This window comes from Qipengyuania sp. 902 (genome assembly GCF_051195295.1).
GTDB lineage: Bacteria > Pseudomonadota > Alphaproteobacteria > Sphingomonadales > Sphingomonadaceae > Qipengyuania.
Genome location: NZ_JBNJLJ010000002.1, coordinates 186047 through 202008, shown reverse-complemented (window position 1 = coordinate 202008; position 15962 = coordinate 186047). Strand labels below are relative to the sequence as shown.

Sequence of the window (15962 nt, the reverse complement as noted above, 5' to 3'; positions counted from 1 at the left end):
GAAGGGGTGGTCGATAATTAGCTGACAATGTCGATCACGAGGATAACGATCGCGAAAATGCCAGCCCATGCCCCCGCCATGAACAACCCCTTGCGCCAGCTAACGTCGCGGTTGGCGAAGCCAGCGGCAATCAAGATCAGAAAGCCTGTCAAAGAAATCAGCGAGACGATTTGGTATTCGTTCATGCCGCCATCTCTAGGCCATCGTAACCGACCAGCACGTTAGCCGGTACCTCGGCACAAAGGCTCCGATAGTCCATGCTCTTGTCCATATGCGTTAGGACGGTTTTTCGTGCTTTTGTTTTCCGACCAAGCTCGAGCGCCATTTCTAAGTTGGCATGCGTCGGGTGCTTTTTCCGGCGAAGGCAATCGACCACAAGGAGATCCGCATTCTGGAAACAGCGGAGCATCTCCTTGGTTATCTCGCTAAAATCGGTTGCATAAACCAGCGAACGGCCGTCCGCTTCGAAGCGGAAGCCGGTGCTGGTGACGGGCCCGTGAGGCATTTCGACGTAATCGAAAGAAAAACCCGCAACCAACGGTTTTTCCGTAACTTCTTGCAAGCCAATGAGCGTCGGATATCCGAACTGCCCTTCAAAAACGTAATCGAACCTCCGGCGCAAACGCTCACAGGTCACTTTGCTCGCAAACCCGGGCAACGGATTGCTGCGGTCGTAGCGCATGACGCGCAAGTCATCGATACCATGGCAATGATCGGCGTGATCATGCGTCCAGAAAACGGCATCGACCTTGTCGATATCGTTCGCTAGTAACTGGCTCCGCAGATCGGTCGAGGTATCGACCAAGATCTGCTGGCCTGCATCGTTCTGGACGATAATGGAAACGCGGCTACGCCGGTTCCGCGGTTCGCCAGGATCGCATTCGCCCCAGTCGTTGCCGATCCGCGGCACCCCGGTCGAGGTGCCCGAGCCCAGCATCAAGAGCTTCACCGCGCTGCCTTGCTGAACAAGCTGAAGAAATTGCGCGTCGTATAATTGGCGAGGTCGTCAAGGCTCTCGCCGCGCAGTTCCGCGAGAAATGCGGCGGTGTCACGGACATATCCCGGCTCGCAAGATTTTCCACGATGCGGGACCGGAGCAAGAAACGGACTATCGGTTTCGACCAGCAGCCGATCGCGAGGAATGGTCTTCGCAATTGCCTGCAGGTCCTTGGCATTCTTGAAGGTCACGATGCCCGAGATCGAGATCGATAGGCCCATTTCCAGCACCCGTGCGCCAAACTCCGCCGAAGCGGTGAAGCAATGGATCAGCGCGGGGAAGGCCCCCTGCCCCAACTCGTCCTCGAGAATGGAAAGCGTATCATCTTCCGCATCGCGCGTGTGGATGATGACCGGCAATCCGGTCTCGCGCGCCACATCGATGTGCATGCGGAATAGCCGCTGTTGCGCCGAGCGGTCCGAATGGTCGTAATAGTAATCCAGCCCGGTTTCCCCGATACCAACGACCTTCGGGCTTCTCGTAGCCGCGAGAAGCTCTTCCCGCCCCAGATCGAGATGCTCATCGGCGTTGTGGGGATGGATGCCAACACTGGCGAACACTTCCGAAGTTTGCTCGGCCCTCCCTACGACCTTTGCCCATTCCGACTGCTTGGTCGAGATATTCAGGAATGCCGTGACCCCGGCCGCGCGAGCGCGATCTAGGATGGCTGGCTGATCCTCTACCAAGCCTTCGTATTCGAGATGGCAATGGCTATCGACGAGCATCACGCGGCCTCCACTTCAGGGAGTTCAAGCCGCGGGAAGACGGGCGTCGGCTTTTCGATCTGTCGTCCGGAAGCCACATTGGCTATGAACCAGCCTTCGTCGGCAAGCGCGGCGTAATTTCGCTGCTCCATGGGGACGCCAAGCTGATCGAGCACTGCTGCCGCTTTTTCGGGGACGACGGGTTGGATCGCGACGGCAAGGTCGCGGATCGCGATGAGTAATGTCTGCAGCACTGCCTTCATCCGCTCCGGATCGGTCTTCTTCAGCGCCCAAGGGGCCTGTTCGTCGACATATTGGTTGCAGGCAAAGACCGCGCGCAGCCAGGCTTCGATCCCAACCGAGAAATTAAGCGCCTCGAACTCCTGCGGCAGCGTAACGGCGCAGGCGTCGCTTACTTTAGCCAGCAGCGCCTTGTCGTCGCCTGTAGGCTCGAAAGCTTCCAGCTTGCCGTCCATGTTCTTTGCGACCATCGACAGTGTGCGCTGCGCCAGATTGCCGAAGCTGTTGGCGAGCTCGGCATTCACTTTGGTTACAAGAGCTTCCGCGGAATAGCTGCCGTCCTGTCCGAAGGTCACTTCGGCCATCAGGAAATAGCGGAGCGCATCCACACCGAAGATTTCGGCAAGTTCCATCGGATCGGTAACATTGCCGGCCGATTTCGATTCCTTCACGCCGCGATTCAGCAGGAAGCCGTGGCCGAAGACTTTCTTCGGTAATGGTAGATCGGCGCTCATGAGGAAGGCGGGCCAGTAAATCGTGTGGAAACGTACGATGTCTTTGCCGATCAGGTGAAGATCGGCCGGCCAGAACTTGCCCCACAGCTTGCCGCCGTCGGGATAGCCGAGTCCGGTGATATAGTTCGTCAGCGCATCCACCCAGACATACATCACGTGCCCATCGGCACCGGGAACCTTCACACCCCAGTCGAAGCTCGTGCGGCTGACGGAAAGATCCTGCAAGCCGCGCTCGACAAAGGCGATCATCTCGTTGCGGCGGCTTGTCGGCTCGAGAAAACCCGGCTTTCGTAGCAATTCCAGAAGCGGCTCGGCATAATTCGATAGGCGGAAGAACCAGCTTTCTTCCTCGGTCCATTCGACCGGCGTGCCTTGGGGAGACAGCTTTTCGCCCCCCTCCCCATCGATCAGTTCCTTCTCGTCGTAATAGGCCTCGTCGCGGACCGAATACCAGCCTTCGTAACGGTCGAGGTAGAGATCGCCCTTGGATTCCATCGCTTTCCAGATCGCCTGGCTCGCGCGGTGGTGATCGGAGTCGGTCGTGCGGATGAAGCGGTCGTACGAGATGTTCAGAACGTCGAACAAGTCCTTGAAGGAAGAAGACATCTCGTCTGCCAGCTCTCGAGGAGTCTGGCCGAGGTCGCGAGCCTTCTGCGCCATCTTGAGGCCGTGTTCGTCCGTGCCGGTCTGGAAGCGCACTTCTCGCCCGCGCAGACGCTGGAAACGCGCCATCACATCGGCTGCGATCGTTTCGTAGGCGTGGCCGATGTGCGGTTTACCGTTCGGGTAGTGGATCGCGGTGGTGATATAATAGGGTTCAGACATTGGCCCGCTCGCTAGCCGGAGCCGCCTTGGCGAGCAAGGTGCCGATTTCCATGGCGAGCAGCCCTGCATCGAAATTATAGGTCGGCTGTTCGCCGGTGAGGCGCACAAGTTCGCTGTGTGCGTCTATAAGCGCGAGCGGAAATGCCGTGTGTGCTTCCAATCTGTCCGCGAGTGCCGAACGCGCAAGGTCGAGGACGGCTTGCAAGCGTTCGCGATCCGGACGCGCGCCGATCGCCCCGGCAAGTCGACCGCGCATTGCGAAGTCCGGGTCCCCGGTTTCGAGGATGTTGCGCATCAGCGTGGCAGCCCTGCCGAGATCGAGGTCGACGAATGACAGCGCTGCACCGGGCGATCCTGCCGCAGCGGAAATGGCTGCATCTCGCGTCGTTTGATCGGCCCCAGGCGCAAGCTCGGCGAGAAGCGAAGCCATCGCCCCATCAGGCACTACCGGAAACCGCAAGACGCGGCAGCGGGAGCGGATCGTCGGCAGTAACCGGGCAGGACTATGGGCCACAAGCAGGAAGAACGTCCCCTCGGGCGGCTCCTCCAGGCTCTTGAGCAAAGCATTAGCTGCGTTCCGCTCAAGATCGTCCGCCGGGTCGATGATGATGACGCGGCGATTGCCCGCCGTCGGTCGAGTGGTCAGCCGCTGCTGCATCCTCCTGACCTGCGCGATGCGAATGCTGCGCGCGAGTTCGAACGGTTTGCCGTCGGCGCGCTTGCGTTCTTCCTTTTCGTCCTTCGGCTCGTGCGTGAGCAGGAGGATATCGGGATGGTGCTCCAGTTCTGTGGGCGCGTCGAGCAGTTCGCGCGCCGCCGCCGCAGCGAAGCTCGCCTTGCCCACGCCTCGGCGGCCCGCGAGCAACCAGGCGTGATGCATCCGGCTGCCCTTCCCGGCTTCCCGCCATTCCTGCCAGGCGTCCTGATGTCCGAGGAGCATCAATAGCTCTCGCCGAACAAAGGTGAGAGCGCATGGAGTACACGAGCGTGGACGTCTTCCTTGGAACCGGAACCATCGATCAGTGCGAAGCGGTCCGGCTCCTGCACGGCGAAGTCACGAAATGCTGCGTTGACCGACGCATGATACTCTGCCGCTCTTCCACCTATGGCGTCGGAAAACCCGCCGTCGCGTTCAGTCAGTCGCCGATCGACCTCCGCGGCTTCTGCATCGATGACAAGCGTCATGTCTGGCAGCAGCCCGTCACTGCCGATTGCGTGCATCTCGCGTACCGTCTCGTCCCCGAGTCCTCCCCCGGCCCCCTGATAAGCCCTGCTCGAGTCCAGGAAGCGGTCGCAGATGACCCATCGTCCTTCTTCCAGCGCAGGTCGGATAAGCCGCGCCACATGATCCGCCCTTGCGGCCGCGAAAAGCAGGGCCTCGGCTTCCTTCGTCCAGCCTTCGCCCGGAGGATCGAGAAGCAAGCCCCTAATGGCCTCGGCGCCCGATGTGCCGCCCGGTTCGCGCGTTAGACAAGTGGAGACGCCTCGCGCCTCGAGTGCGTCTGCAAGCATGCGGGCCTGGGTCGATTTGCCCATGCCTTCCCCACCTTCGAAAGCAATGAAGCGTCCGCTTGTCACGATACCCAACCGACAAAGCCATTGACCAAGCGCTGAACCGGGCTGGCCACTTCGACATCTCGCTCCGCATAGAGAGGGATGCGGCTCTCGGGCATGCCTTCGATCTCGACGATCAATTCCGCGATCCGCTCGCCCTCGCTTACAGGCGCGCGGATGGGGCCCTCGTAACGAATTGAAAGCGTCACCTTAGGATCTTTCCCGCGCGGAGTGGCGATCCGGACCGGTCCCCGAGCATGAAGGCCGACGGATCGCGCTGACCCCTCTTGCACGCGTGCGGTCGCGATCCGCTGCTCTACTGGCGCGAGCAGTCTGCTATCGAAGGAGTTGAAACCCCATTCGATTAAACTACGGGCAGCCTCGTTACGCATCGTTCCTCGCGGACTACCCGCAACCACCATGATCAGTCGTTGCCCGTCCCGCTCGGCGGAACCGAGAAAGCCGTAGCCGGCTTGGTTGGTGAAGCCGCTCTTGATTCCGTCGGCACCGCGCACGACGCCGGTAATGGGATCGTGGTTGCGCTGGGTGATGCCGTTGTATTCGAAACCGGTCGCTCCGAAGAAATGCGCGTATTTGGACGGGTGCCGGGCGATCATCCTCTGGCCGAGCAGCGCCAGATCGCGCGCCGTGGTGAAGGTGCCGCCTTCGTCCATCCAGCCGTTCGGTGTGCCGAAGCGGCTGTCTTTCATGCCGATCTCGCTGGCCTTGGCGTTCATGGCCGCAAGCCAGTCTTCCAGCGTGCCGGCCGCGCCTTCAGCCAGCACAATCGACCCGTCATTGGCAGAGATGGTGGTGATCCCGTGCAGAAGATCGTCCACTGTGACCCGCGCATCGGCGGGCAGGAACATGGTCGAGCCGACGCGGTGCCACTTGCGGAAAGTTTCCGGGCGGATCGTGTAGACCTGTTGCGGGAAGAGTCTTCCCTCCTCCATCCACTCGAAAGCGAGGAAGGTGGTCATGGTTTTCGTGATCGAAGCGGGCACGAACCGGCGGTCGGCCTCGCGCGAGAACAACACCTGGCCGCTCTTGGCATCGATCAGATAAGCGATCGGTGCCGCTTCGACGCTGGGGATCGCCGGTTCGATTTCGGATCGAGACTGCTGTGCGCCTACAGTTGCGGGGCTTGCAAGGGCCAGTGCCGAAAGAAAAGTCAGTTGCTTGCGCATGCGGTTCCTGCAGGCCGGATGCGGACCGACCGGCTACTCTGCGGTTTGGATCAGAGCGTCTCTATAGCCTGCGCCCTGCAGCTTTGCGAGCGCTTGCGCGGCCTTTTCCCTACTCGCGAATGGCCCAACTCGAACGAGGCTGAGCGAGCCGCTCGGCGTGATGAAGCCATCGATCTTGTTGGCAAGGCGCTCGGCGTTGGCGCGTACCGAGAACGCGCCCAATTGCACGACGAACCCGCCGCGGTCTGACGGGGTCGGCAGGGTGGGATTGAACTGCTCCGCATCGTCGATTGCAGGCACCGGGTCCGGCTCGGCAATTTTAACTAGAGTCAGCTCTTGGCTATCGTTTTGCTCGCTCGCTTCGGTCGTCACGGATCGGCTCTCGCCAGGAGCCGGCAAGTCCGCACTCGGATCGATGGCCGGTATTGTCGCAGTATCCGGCTCCCTGCCGGTGACCGCATCTTGGCGTGGATCGCGCAAGGACGCAGAGCCGGCGTCCGGCAACCGTCGCTTCAGCACCTCGACGAGGCTGGCGGGGGTATCCATGCGCAGCGGTGCTTCCTCGCCCTGTCGCAGCATCGCACGATGCTCTTCGGGCGGATTGACCCGGCGAATACGTATCGGCGCCCCGTCAATTGCCCCAAGTTGCGCGAGCGCGCCGGGTGACAGCGCAAGTAGCCGATCAATTGTCATTGGCCCCCGTCTCTCCAGACGTACGAGAATCGTGCGACCGGTCTCGAGCGAAGTCACCTCGACATAGCTCGGCAGGGGCAAGGTCTTATGTGCCCCGGTCACCCCGCCGCCGCCCTCTTCATCGGCTGCGATATATCCGACGCGGTCGTAATTCATGGTATCGACGGGCGTGAAAGTCTGGCCATCAATCACAAAGGGATCACCGAGCACTATCGGATAGTCGGCAGCCGGCCCTGTTAATGCGTCCGCTGCCTGCTGAGCGTGAGCGGCGAGGGGCATCCCTGTAGCGCCCGCCAGAAGCCCAGCACAGAACACTCCAAACCTATTGCGCAATTTCATCCGCCAACAGCCCCACACTCATGGCGTAATAATTCGAGCAATTGTATTCGAGGATCGCCCGATAATTTGACGTTAAGAGCCAAGCGGGAGTGCCCGGCCCGTCAGGCTGGAACAGCGTCACCAGCGTGTCGGGTGCAAGCGCACGTTGGGGTTGAACGCCGAGCGCTCGCCATTCGGCGGCGGTCTTGTACACGCTGTGACGCTCATGCACGCGATTGCAGACGGGCGCATCGATGGTCGTGCGATAAGCGGAGACATTGAACCCATTGGGTACAGACGCGCGAACACCCCAAGGTTGCCCAGCACGCCAGCCGGAATCGCGGAAGTAATTGGCGATGGACGCAAGTGCGTCATTGCCGTTGTTCATGATGTCGGCACGCCCATCACCGTCTCCGTCGGCGGCCAAGCGGAGATAGACGGAGGGGAGGAACTGCGGATTTCCGAAAGCACCGGCCCAGCTGCCCTTAAGCTCGCTGCGCGAATATCCCTTGTCGGCCACCTTCATCAGGGCGACCCATTCGCCGGCGAACAGGTCGCGGCGGCGTCCTTCCCAAGCCAGCGTGGCAAGAGCCTGCGAGAGATCGAAACCGCCCTTTACGGCGCCGTATGCAGTTTCATGTCCCCAAATCGCCACGAGGATTTCCGCCGGTACGCCATACTCGCTCTCTATGGCGCGCAGGCGCGAGCGGTAGTTCGCATAGGCTCGTTGGCCGCCATTGATGCGCGCGCTGTCGACATGCGTGGCGATGTAAGGGGCAAGTGGAGGATAGCCGCTGCTAGTGGGTGAGCCCGGTTGTGATTGATCGAGTTCGATAACCCTTCGGTTGGGTTCGAGACCGGCGGTCATACGCTGGAGCGTGCTTTCGGAAACGCCCTCGGCGCGCGCTCGGGCGATCAGCAGCTGCATATAGGCTTCGAACGACAAATCGCTCTGCGCTGTTGCGGAGGTGGCGGGCAGCGACAGGGCGAGAGCGGCGATGAAGGCGAGGATTTTCTTCAATGTCATCTCCCAATTCTCGCAGACGCGAGATGAATGGCAAGTGTCGGATTTCGCATGGCCTCACGAAATGAGCCATGTCGGTCGTGACAAGCCGGATGCTTGACGCTAGCTAGCCTTTCGCTCGCGGACAGGTGGCAGAGCGGTTGAATGCACCGGTCTTGAAAACCGGCAAGGGTGCAAGCCCTTCGTGGGTTCGAATCCCACCCTGTCCGCCAGCTAGTCCTTCTTCTTTTTAAGACCGCGAACCAGAGATTGATCGGCGCGTTGAGAGGCGGGATAGTCCTCTGCCTCGACGCTCGACTGGTTCTTCAGAGCGATGTGATCCTCCACGATGCCGCCATCGCGCTGTGCTTCCAGATCGTCTTCCTCGCCCTGCGGCTGATCGTCGATTTCATATTCCATGATTGTCTCCTCTGAACCGTAACGCATGAGAAGACAGTGGGTTGCAGCGTTTCAGTCGACCGAGAGCCGGTGCCGCGAGAGTGCCTCGTAGTCATCGCGGCAAGCGTCGGCGACACGGGCATATTCTCCGTCCAGTTGCGGTATCTCGTCGGGAGCTGCGCCGAAGCCGGTGGAGGCGTTGACCTTGTCGTACCAATGCACACCCCAGACGCCGTCTTCGGCGTGAGGGCCGGTTTCCCAGGACAGCATGGCCGGATCCCACGGTATTTCGAGTGCATGGCACAAGCATCCGAGAACGCGAGCCGGATCTGCGAGAATGTCATCCGAATCTACAACCGGAGGGACGCGGCCGGAGCGATCTCTCTCGAATTCGAAATAGCGCCGTAGCTGCTCCAACCCCAACATCTCGGGGCGGCGCAATTCGTTCTTCTTGCGATAGCTCGCCACGACCCGTTCGGGAGCGCGAATGAGGAAGGCATGGCGATGTTGCGGCATATCCTCGATCGAGACCGGCCCCAGCATGTGGTGCGGCATGTGCTTCTGATACCAGATCGGTTCGCCGTTCGGTGCAGGCCCGGATTGTGTCTCAAGGATCGAATGCCAGTCGCAATCCATCGACTCGATCGTTTCGCGTCCGAGAGGATGATCCTCCCTGCTGGTCTTCAGGAAGGCACCATAGAAAGGCTCGTCGGAAACGGCACAGTCGTCGCGCGACCCGAAGCTGCGCATCATGGCGGTCGAGATATTGCGGGGGCCGGACCACATGGCGATGCGAATGGTCATGGCCGATCCCTCTCCGCGACATCCTTTGCCAACCGGTCGAGATAGAGCTGCTGAAGGCGCTCGACGACGGGGCCGCGCTGTATGGAGATCACACGACCGTCGATCGTTCCCACCGGAGCGACACCTGCGAAGGTTCCGGTCGTGAAAGCCTCCTCGGCACTATAGACGTGCGTCAGCGAGAAGTTGCGCTCGCGCACCGTCATGCCGGCCTCCCTAGCGATCTCGATCACCACGCCGCGGGTGATACCATCGAGGCAATAGTCGCCGCTGGAAGTCCAGACCTCGCCCTCGCGCACGATGAAGAAGTGCGTCGAATTGCAGGTCGCGACGAAGCCGTGCGGGTCGAGCATCAGGCCCTCGTCCGCTCCGGCCTGCGCTGCCTGGATACAGGCGGTGATGCAGTTGAGCTTGCTATGCGAATTGAGCATCGGGTCCTGCACATCGGGATAGCCGCGGCGCACGTGGACCGTGGCGAGCGTCAGCATGCGCGTCGCCGTTTCCGGCGCGGGCTCCTTCCATTCCGGGATCATCACGATGGTCGCAGGGGTCACTACCACGCGGGGATCCTGATAGGGCGTGGAGCGAATGCCGCGGGTGACCATCAGCCGGATATGGACGCCCTCCCCGTCCATCCCGTTCGCGTCCAGCACGGCGTATAAGCGCCGCTTCATTTCCCTGCGCGGGATGCCGATATCCATGTGGATCGCTTTTGCACCGCGCCAGAGACGGTCCAGGTGGCGATCGAGGAAGGCGAGCCTTCCGTGATGCAGGCGAATGCCCTCCCACACCCCGTCGCCAAGCACGAAGCCGCTGTCGAAGACGCTGATCTTGGCATCGGGACGGCGATGGTGCTCGCCATTGATATCGATCAGGACATTCTGGTTGCGCTCGTCGGCGACGTAGAGATGTGTTCCGCGAGCTTCGGCGTCCATCAGTGGCCCCTCTTCAGGATTTCATCCATTTGCTCTCGCAGGATCGGATCCCACTCGCTGCGCAGTTCCTTGACCTTGGCGATCAGCGGCTCGTTCTGCTCGAAGGGGATGTCCATGTCGTAGAGATCGGCGACCTCGCGCATCGAGCTGCGGTCCATTTCCTCGAAGGCATCGGTCGCCGCACGCGCTTGCTGGCGATCCATGCCCAGTGCCTCGAATGCCGAGCGCCCCATGCGGAGCGAGCTGTCGTAGGTCTCGCGGATGATATCGCGGCAACCATAGGCCCACAGCTCGTAGACGTGGTTTCGGTCGATCGCCCGCGCGGTCACATGCAGCTTCGGAAAGTTGGCGACGGCGTATTTGACCAAGCGGTCGATTTGCTCTTTCTCATCGAGTGTGACGACCAGCAGCTTCGCTTTGTCGATACCTGCCGAAGCCAGCAGGTCCGGTCGCGTGGCATCGCCGAAGTAGCTGCGGAAGCCGAACTTGCGAACCATCTCGAGATGTTTGCTGTCGTAGTCGATGACGGTGGTGGAGTAGCCCGCGGCCTGCAGCATGCGGTCGACGATCCCGCCGACTCGCCCGCGCCCTGCGATGATGACCTGGCTCTCCTCGTCGATCGTGTCTGCCTCGCCCTGCTGGCCAGTGCAGTAGGCGCGCGCCACGACCTTGTCGTAGAGGATGAACAGCAGCGGCGTGACCAGCATCGTCAGTGCCACGACGAGCAGCAGCAGATCGGCCATAGCCTGGTCGAACACGGAATTGCCGACAGCGAAGGCGATCAGGACGAAGGCGAACTCTCCGGCCTGCGGCAGGCTGAGCGCGAACAGCCAGAGCGCCTGTCGCCGCAGTCCGTAGCTGTAGCCGACCAGCAGCAGCACCGCCATCTTGGCGAGGATGATCACCGCCGCCCAGAACACCACTTCGCCGATCATTCCGGCGGCAAGCCCGAAGTCGATCCCGGCGCCCACGGTGATGAAGAACAGGCCTAGCAGCAGCCCCTTGAACGGGTCGATGTCGCTTTCGAGTTCGTGGCGGTACTCGCTGGTCGCCAGCACAACACCGGCGACGAATGCTCCGAGCGCCGGTGAAAGGCCGACGAGAGACATGAGCAGGGCGATACCGATCACCACGACCAGCGCGGCCGCCGTGAAGAGCTCGCGCAGATTGGCTGCGGCGATGTAGCGGAAGAGCGGACGGATGGCGTAGATGCCGATCGCGACGACGGCTGCGACAGCGGCAACGCGCGAGAGGCCCGCGAGCCAGACGGGCATCGCCTCGGTCAGGTCGATCCCGCCATGCGCGCCCTCCCCGCCGTGCCCTGCAGCAGCGGCGCTGTAGAGCTCCGGCATTGCAAGCAGCGGCAGCAACGCCAGGATCGGGATTACCGCCACGTCCTGGACCAGCAGCACCGAGAAGCTGGCCTCGCCGCCTTCGCTGCGCAACAGGTTCTTCTCGGTCAGCGTCTGGACGATGATCGCCGTGGAGGAGAGCGCGAGGATGAGCGCGATGGCCAGCGCGGTCTGCCACGGGTTCGCCGCGATCAGCCCGATCACGAAGATCGCGCCGGTCGTCAGCAGCACCTGTCCGCCGCCCAGCCCGGCCAGCTTGCCGCGCATGTCCCACAGGCGCTTCGGCTCCATCTCGAGGCCGATGATGAACAGCATCATCACCACGCCGAACTCGGCGAAGACCTGCAGCGCCTCGACATCGACATTCAGCGTGCCGAGCAGCGGGCTGATCGCCATGCCCGCCAGCAGGTAGCCGAGCACCGAGCCGAGGCCGAAGCGGCTCGCCAGCGGGACGGCCACCACGCCTGCGACGAGGAGCAGGAAGGCGAGGATCAGGAAACTCGTCATCAATTTCCCCTAGCTTCCCGCCCTAGACGTGCCCATCAGATATGCAGGGCTCTGCCGTAGCTCGCGAGCACGCTCTCGTGCATGCTCTCGCTGATGGTCGGATGCGGGAAGACGGTCTGCATCAGTTCCGCCTCGGTGGTCTCCAGCGTCTTGCCGACGACGAAGCCCTGGATCATCTCGGTCACTTCCGCGCCGACCATGTGCGCGCCCAGCAGCTCGCCGGTCTTGGCGTCGAACACGGTCTTGCAGAAGCCCTCCGCCTCGCCCAGCGCGATGGCCTTGCCGTTGCCGATGAAGGGGAAGGTTCCGGCCTTGACCTCATGGCCCGCTTCCTTCGCCTTTTCCTCGGTCAGGCCGACGCTGGCGATCTGCGGGTGGCAATAGGTGCAACCCGGGATGTTGGCGCGGTCGAGCGCATGCGGGTGGAGGCCCTTCAAGCCCAGCTCGGTCGCGATGGCTTCGGCGGCGGTCACGCCTTCGTGGCTCGCCTTGTGCGCCAGCCAGGGGCCGGGTGTGCAGTCGCCGATGGCCCACAGGCCCTTCGACTTGGTGCGCCCCATCCCGTCGATCTGGATGAAGCCGCGGTCCATTTCGACCAGCTTGTCTAGGCCGATGCCTTCGGTGTTCGGCACGATGCCGATGGCGACGATGCAGTGGCTGAACTCGGTCTCGCCGACCTTGCCCTTCGCATCCTTGATCTTGGCCTTCACACCCTTATCGGAGACCTTGAGGTCCTCGACACCGGCTCCGGTCATGATCGTCATGCCCTGCTTGGTCAGGTTCTTCTCGAGGAAGGCGGAGACGTCCTTGTCCTCCACCGGCACGATCCGGTCGAGCATTTCGACCACGGTCACATCCGCGCCCATGTCGTTGTAGAAGCTTGCGAACTCGATCCCTATCGCACCGCTGCCGATCACCAGCAGCTTCTTGGGCATGTCGGGCGGGGTCATGGCGGTGCGATAGGTCCACACCCGCTTGCCGTCCGCCTTGGCGAAAGGCAGGTCGCGCGCGCGGGCACCGGTGGCGACGATCACGTGCTTGGCGGAGAGCTTCTCCTCCCCCTCTTCGCCCTTGACGGTGAGGCTGGTCGGACCGGTCAGCGTGCCCTCCCCCATGTGGACCGCGATCTTGTTCTTCTTCATCAGGTGCGTGACGCCCTGATTGAGCTGTTTGGCGACGCCGCGGCTGCGCTTCACCACTGCTTCGAGATCGGCTTCGATCTTGCATGCGACCTTCAGCCCGTAGTCGCCCGCATGCTCCATGAAGTGCTTGATCTCGGCCGACCGCAGCAGCGCCTTGGTCGGTATACAGCCCCAGTTGAGGCAGATCCCACCGAGCAGCTCGCGCTCCACGATGGCGGTTTTCAGCCCCAGCTGCGCGCAGCGGATCGCCGCGACATAGCCGCCGGGTCCGCTGCCGAGCACGATTACGTCATATTGGGTGTCAGCCATGATTCGTCTCTGGTGTCTCTCGTTTCGTCTCAGACATGGACCGGGTGTTACACAGTCCAGGCGGGAAAAATCTTCTGGGTCGCGAGCGGGTGCTTTCGGCTGATGTCACGGAGGGGCGAGCGGCGATCATGCCCTTCATCTGCCATGAACGGCCCTGTGTAGGACAGCGCCGCGCGCATTTGCGGGTCTTCCAAACCCGTTCGCTCTGAGCTTGTCGAAGGGCCGCACTTCACTTCTGGCGCCACGCCGAAAAAGAAGAAAGAGGCTTCGACAAGCTCAGCCCGAACGGAAGAGGGGTGGACGCGCAAGATCAAGCCCACTTGCCTCCGACCGCGCGCACCGGGCGCGGTTTGTCGTCGTCGCCCAGCATCACGAATTTGAACGTGCCGCTCGCCACCTTGGTCTCGGCTTCGCCATTGCGCTCGCGGGCGATGGCTTCGGCGGCGATGGTCAGCGAGGTTTTGCCGGTGGCGAGGATTTCGCAATAGACCGACAGCTCGTCGCCCACGGCCATCGCGCCAGGGAAGGCGAAATCGGTGGCCGAGACGACCACCGCCTTGCCCTGCCCCTCCCGGCTCGCAAGTGAACCCGCGCCGAGCGCCATCTGGCTCATCAGCCACCCGCCGAACACCCCGCCATAGGGGTTGAGGTCGGTTGGCATCGCCGTGACGCGGATGAGGGGATCAGAGCACATCACAAAAAGTCAATCGAGCTTCATTGAGAAATTGAATAAGCCAGAAAGTGAAGAACGTGAACGCAATCGAGTAAAGGTAGATCGTTTCCCAACGTCCTCTTGAGAGCGCATAAAGTCCGACGAGGGGTGTTAGAGTTGCCGCTAGCCATGCGATTCCAAGCAGCGGAGTGACAAGCGGCGTATTTGAAGCCGTGCAGAAGACTGCCCGAATCCACGTCTCACCCAAGAAACCTAGCATTCCCCAGACAAACAGAATGTGCGCCGCAAGAAGTGCCGCCAAAGAGGCGCGAGTAACCCTCAATTAGACCACCAGCCCCATCGGGTTCTCGCAAAGCTGCTTGAAAGCTTCCATCAGCTGCGCGCCATCCGCGCCGTCGATGGCGCGGTGGTCGAAGGAGCCGCTGGCGGTCATCACGGTTGCGACCTGCAGCGCGCCGTCGACGACATAGGGGCGCTGCTCGCCCGCGCCGACGGCCATGATCATGCCCTGCGGCGGGTTGATGACCGCGTCGAACTGCTTGATGCCGAACATGCCGAGGTTGGAGAGGCTGGCCGTGCCGCCCTGGTATTCATGCGGCTGCAGCTTGCCCTCGCGCGCCTTCTCCGCAAGCTCCTTCATCGACGTGCTGATCGCGGCGAGGCCCTTGGTATCGGCTTCGGTGATGATCGGGGTGATGAGACCGGTCGGCGCGGCAACGGCCACCGACACGTCGGCGCGCTTGTAGCGGTGGATCGTATCGCCCTGGAAGCTGACATTGCACTGCGGCACGCGCATCAATGCGCGGGCCAGAGCCTTGATCAGCATATCGTTGACGGACAGCTTGACCCCGTCCGCTTCCAGCCCGGCGTTGAGCTGCTTGCGCAGGTCGAGCATCGCATCGAGCCGCACGTCCACGGCGAGGTAGTAATGCGGGACCTGCTGCTTGCTCTCGGTCAGGCGGCGCGCGATGACCTTGCGGACATTGGTGAGCTTTTCTTCCTCATACGGCGCACCGTATTCGCTTTCGGCCGGCGTTTTGCCGGGCACACGCGGTTCGGCCATTTCGGCGGTCGCGTCCTGCTTGGCGGAAGCGGCTGCCTTCCCGCCTTCCGCGCCTTCGACATCGGCCTTCACGATGCGGCCGCGCGGGCCGGAGCCGGTGACACCGGCGAGATCGACGCCTTTCTGCTCGGCAATGCGGCGGGCGAGTGGCGAGGCGATGATGCGCTCACCGCTGTCGCCCTTCGGCGCGGCGGGGGCCTTTGCGCCGTTCGTCACCCCAGCGGACGCTGGGGGCGCTTTCTGTTGCGCGGCTTCGTTAGCGGTCCCAGCTTTCGCTGGGACGACGTCCTTCTTTTCGGATTCCGTCGGAGCGGGGGCGGAATCAGACTCTTGACTGTCCGCATCCCCTTCCGGTGCAGCCGCAGCTGCCTCGTCCAGATCTTCGCCCTCTTCAGCAAGCATCGCGATGACGGTGCCGACCTTCACGCCCTCGCTGCCCTCGTCCACCGCGATCGAGGCGATCGTGCCTTCGTCCACGGCTTCGAATTCCATCGTCGCCTTGTCGGTTTCGATCTCGGCCATGATGTCGCCGGCTTCGACCTTGTCGCCCGGCTTCACCAGCCATTTGGCGAGCGTGCCCTCCTCCATGGTGGGCGACAGGGCGGGCATCTTGATCGGCGTGGGCATGTTTACGTTACGTCCTCGCTGGGGAGAGAGTTCGCCCGCACCTCTGGCCAAAATGGCACGGGCAAGCAAGGTCCTTGCACAGAATACGAATTACAAGATAGGCCCGCGTGCGAGAGAG

Annotated in this window: 16 protein-coding genes and 1 tRNA gene; 1 reads left to right on the top strand and 16 read right to left on the bottom strand. The window is 62.1% G+C overall.

Features of this window, described 5'->3' with window-relative positions:
* Positions 1-17: 17 nt before the first annotated feature.
* Genes ACSH0F_RS06065 through ACSH0F_RS06025 form a run of 9 tightly spaced genes read right to left on the bottom strand, consistent with a single transcriptional unit; the run spans position 18 to position 8060 of the window.
* Positions 18-185 carry a hypothetical protein gene (locus ACSH0F_RS06065; protein WP_278328640.1) on the bottom strand — a complete coding sequence of 56 codons (168 nt, stop codon included), beginning with the start codon at positions 183-185 and terminating at the stop codon, positions 18-20.
* On the bottom strand, positions 182-949 hold the full coding sequence (locus ACSH0F_RS06060; RefSeq protein ID WP_435200934.1) for an MBL fold metallo-hydrolase: 768 nt from the start codon (positions 947-949) through the stop codon (positions 182-184). The genes ACSH0F_RS06065 and ACSH0F_RS06060 overlap by 4 nt, the downstream gene beginning before the upstream one ends.
* Entirely contained in the window at positions 946-1722 is a 777-nt protein-coding gene (locus tag ACSH0F_RS06055) for a TatD family hydrolase (RefSeq protein WP_435202166.1), read from the bottom strand. The genes ACSH0F_RS06060 and ACSH0F_RS06055 overlap by 4 nt, the downstream gene beginning before the upstream one ends.
* Positions 1722-3281 carry a methionine--tRNA ligase gene (metG, locus tag ACSH0F_RS06050; RefSeq protein ID WP_435200932.1) on the bottom strand — a complete coding sequence of 520 codons (1560 nt, stop codon included), beginning with the start codon at positions 3279-3281 and terminating at the stop codon, positions 1722-1724. Before metG ends, ACSH0F_RS06055 begins: the two co-directional genes overlap by 1 nt.
* A complete protein-coding gene (locus ACSH0F_RS06045; protein ID WP_435200930.1) occupies positions 3274-4221 on the bottom strand; it encodes an AAA family ATPase in 948 nt (315 codons plus the stop codon). Before ACSH0F_RS06045 ends, metG begins: the two co-directional genes overlap by 8 nt.
* Entirely contained in the window at positions 4221-4859 is a 639-nt protein-coding gene (gene tmk / locus ACSH0F_RS06040) for a dTMP kinase (protein ID WP_435200928.1), read from the bottom strand. Before tmk ends, ACSH0F_RS06045 begins: the two co-directional genes overlap by 1 nt.
* On the bottom strand, positions 4856-6022 hold the full coding sequence (locus tag ACSH0F_RS06035) for a D-alanyl-D-alanine carboxypeptidase family protein (protein WP_435200926.1): 1167 nt from the start codon (positions 6020-6022) through the stop codon (positions 4856-4858). Before ACSH0F_RS06035 ends, tmk begins: the two co-directional genes overlap by 4 nt.
* A 33-nt stretch (positions 6023-6055) precedes the next feature.
* Positions 6056-6994 carry an SPOR domain-containing protein gene (locus ACSH0F_RS06030; RefSeq protein WP_435200924.1) on the bottom strand — a complete coding sequence of 313 codons (939 nt, stop codon included), beginning with the start codon at positions 6992-6994 and terminating at the stop codon, positions 6056-6058.
* Between the two features lie 43 nt (positions 6995-7037).
* The gene (locus tag ACSH0F_RS06025) at positions 7038-8060 is read right to left on the bottom strand and encodes a lytic murein transglycosylase (protein WP_435200922.1); all 1023 of its coding nucleotides are present in this window, start codon (positions 8058-8060) and stop codon (positions 7038-7040) included.
* Between the two features lie 119 nt (positions 8061-8179).
* Between ACSH0F_RS06025 and ACSH0F_RS06020 the strand changes: the two genes are divergently transcribed.
* Positions 8180-8269, top strand: a tRNA-Ser gene (locus ACSH0F_RS06020).
* 1 nt (position 8270) lies between these two features.
* Here ACSH0F_RS06020 and ACSH0F_RS06015 read toward each other — a convergent pair.
* The 7 genes from ACSH0F_RS06015 to ACSH0F_RS05985 all read right to left on the bottom strand — a co-directional run bounded on the left by ACSH0F_RS06015 (position 8271) and on the right by ACSH0F_RS05985 (position 15844).
* A complete protein-coding gene (locus tag ACSH0F_RS06015) occupies positions 8271-8456 on the bottom strand; it encodes a hypothetical protein (protein ID WP_435200920.1) in 186 nt (61 codons plus the stop codon).
* Positions 8457-8507: 51 nt separating this feature from the next.
* A complete protein-coding gene (locus tag ACSH0F_RS06010) occupies positions 8508-9239 on the bottom strand; it encodes an HAD family hydrolase (protein ID WP_435200918.1) in 732 nt (243 codons plus the stop codon).
* Positions 9236-10171, bottom strand: a complete 936-nt coding sequence (locus tag ACSH0F_RS06005; RefSeq protein WP_435200916.1) for an aminotransferase class IV — start codon at positions 10169-10171, stop codon at positions 9236-9238. Before ACSH0F_RS06005 ends, ACSH0F_RS06010 begins: the two co-directional genes overlap by 4 nt.
* A complete protein-coding gene (locus ACSH0F_RS06000; protein WP_435200914.1) occupies positions 10171-12030 on the bottom strand; it encodes a cation:proton antiporter domain-containing protein in 1860 nt (619 codons plus the stop codon). The genes ACSH0F_RS06005 and ACSH0F_RS06000 overlap by 1 nt, the downstream gene beginning before the upstream one ends.
* Before the next feature lie 35 nt (positions 12031-12065).
* Positions 12066-13481 carry a dihydrolipoyl dehydrogenase gene (gene lpdA, locus ACSH0F_RS05995; RefSeq protein WP_435200912.1) on the bottom strand — a complete coding sequence of 472 codons (1416 nt, stop codon included), beginning with the start codon at positions 13479-13481 and terminating at the stop codon, positions 12066-12068.
* A 310-nt stretch (positions 13482-13791) separates the two neighbouring features.
* Positions 13792-14142, bottom strand: a complete 351-nt coding sequence (locus ACSH0F_RS05990) for an acyl-CoA thioesterase (RefSeq protein WP_435200910.1) — start codon at positions 14140-14142, stop codon at positions 13792-13794.
* 334 nt (positions 14143-14476) lie between these two features.
* Positions 14477-15844, bottom strand: a complete 1368-nt coding sequence (locus ACSH0F_RS05985) for a pyruvate dehydrogenase complex dihydrolipoamide acetyltransferase (RefSeq protein ID WP_435200908.1) — start codon at positions 15842-15844, stop codon at positions 14477-14479.
* Positions 15845-15962: the final 118 nt, after the last annotated feature.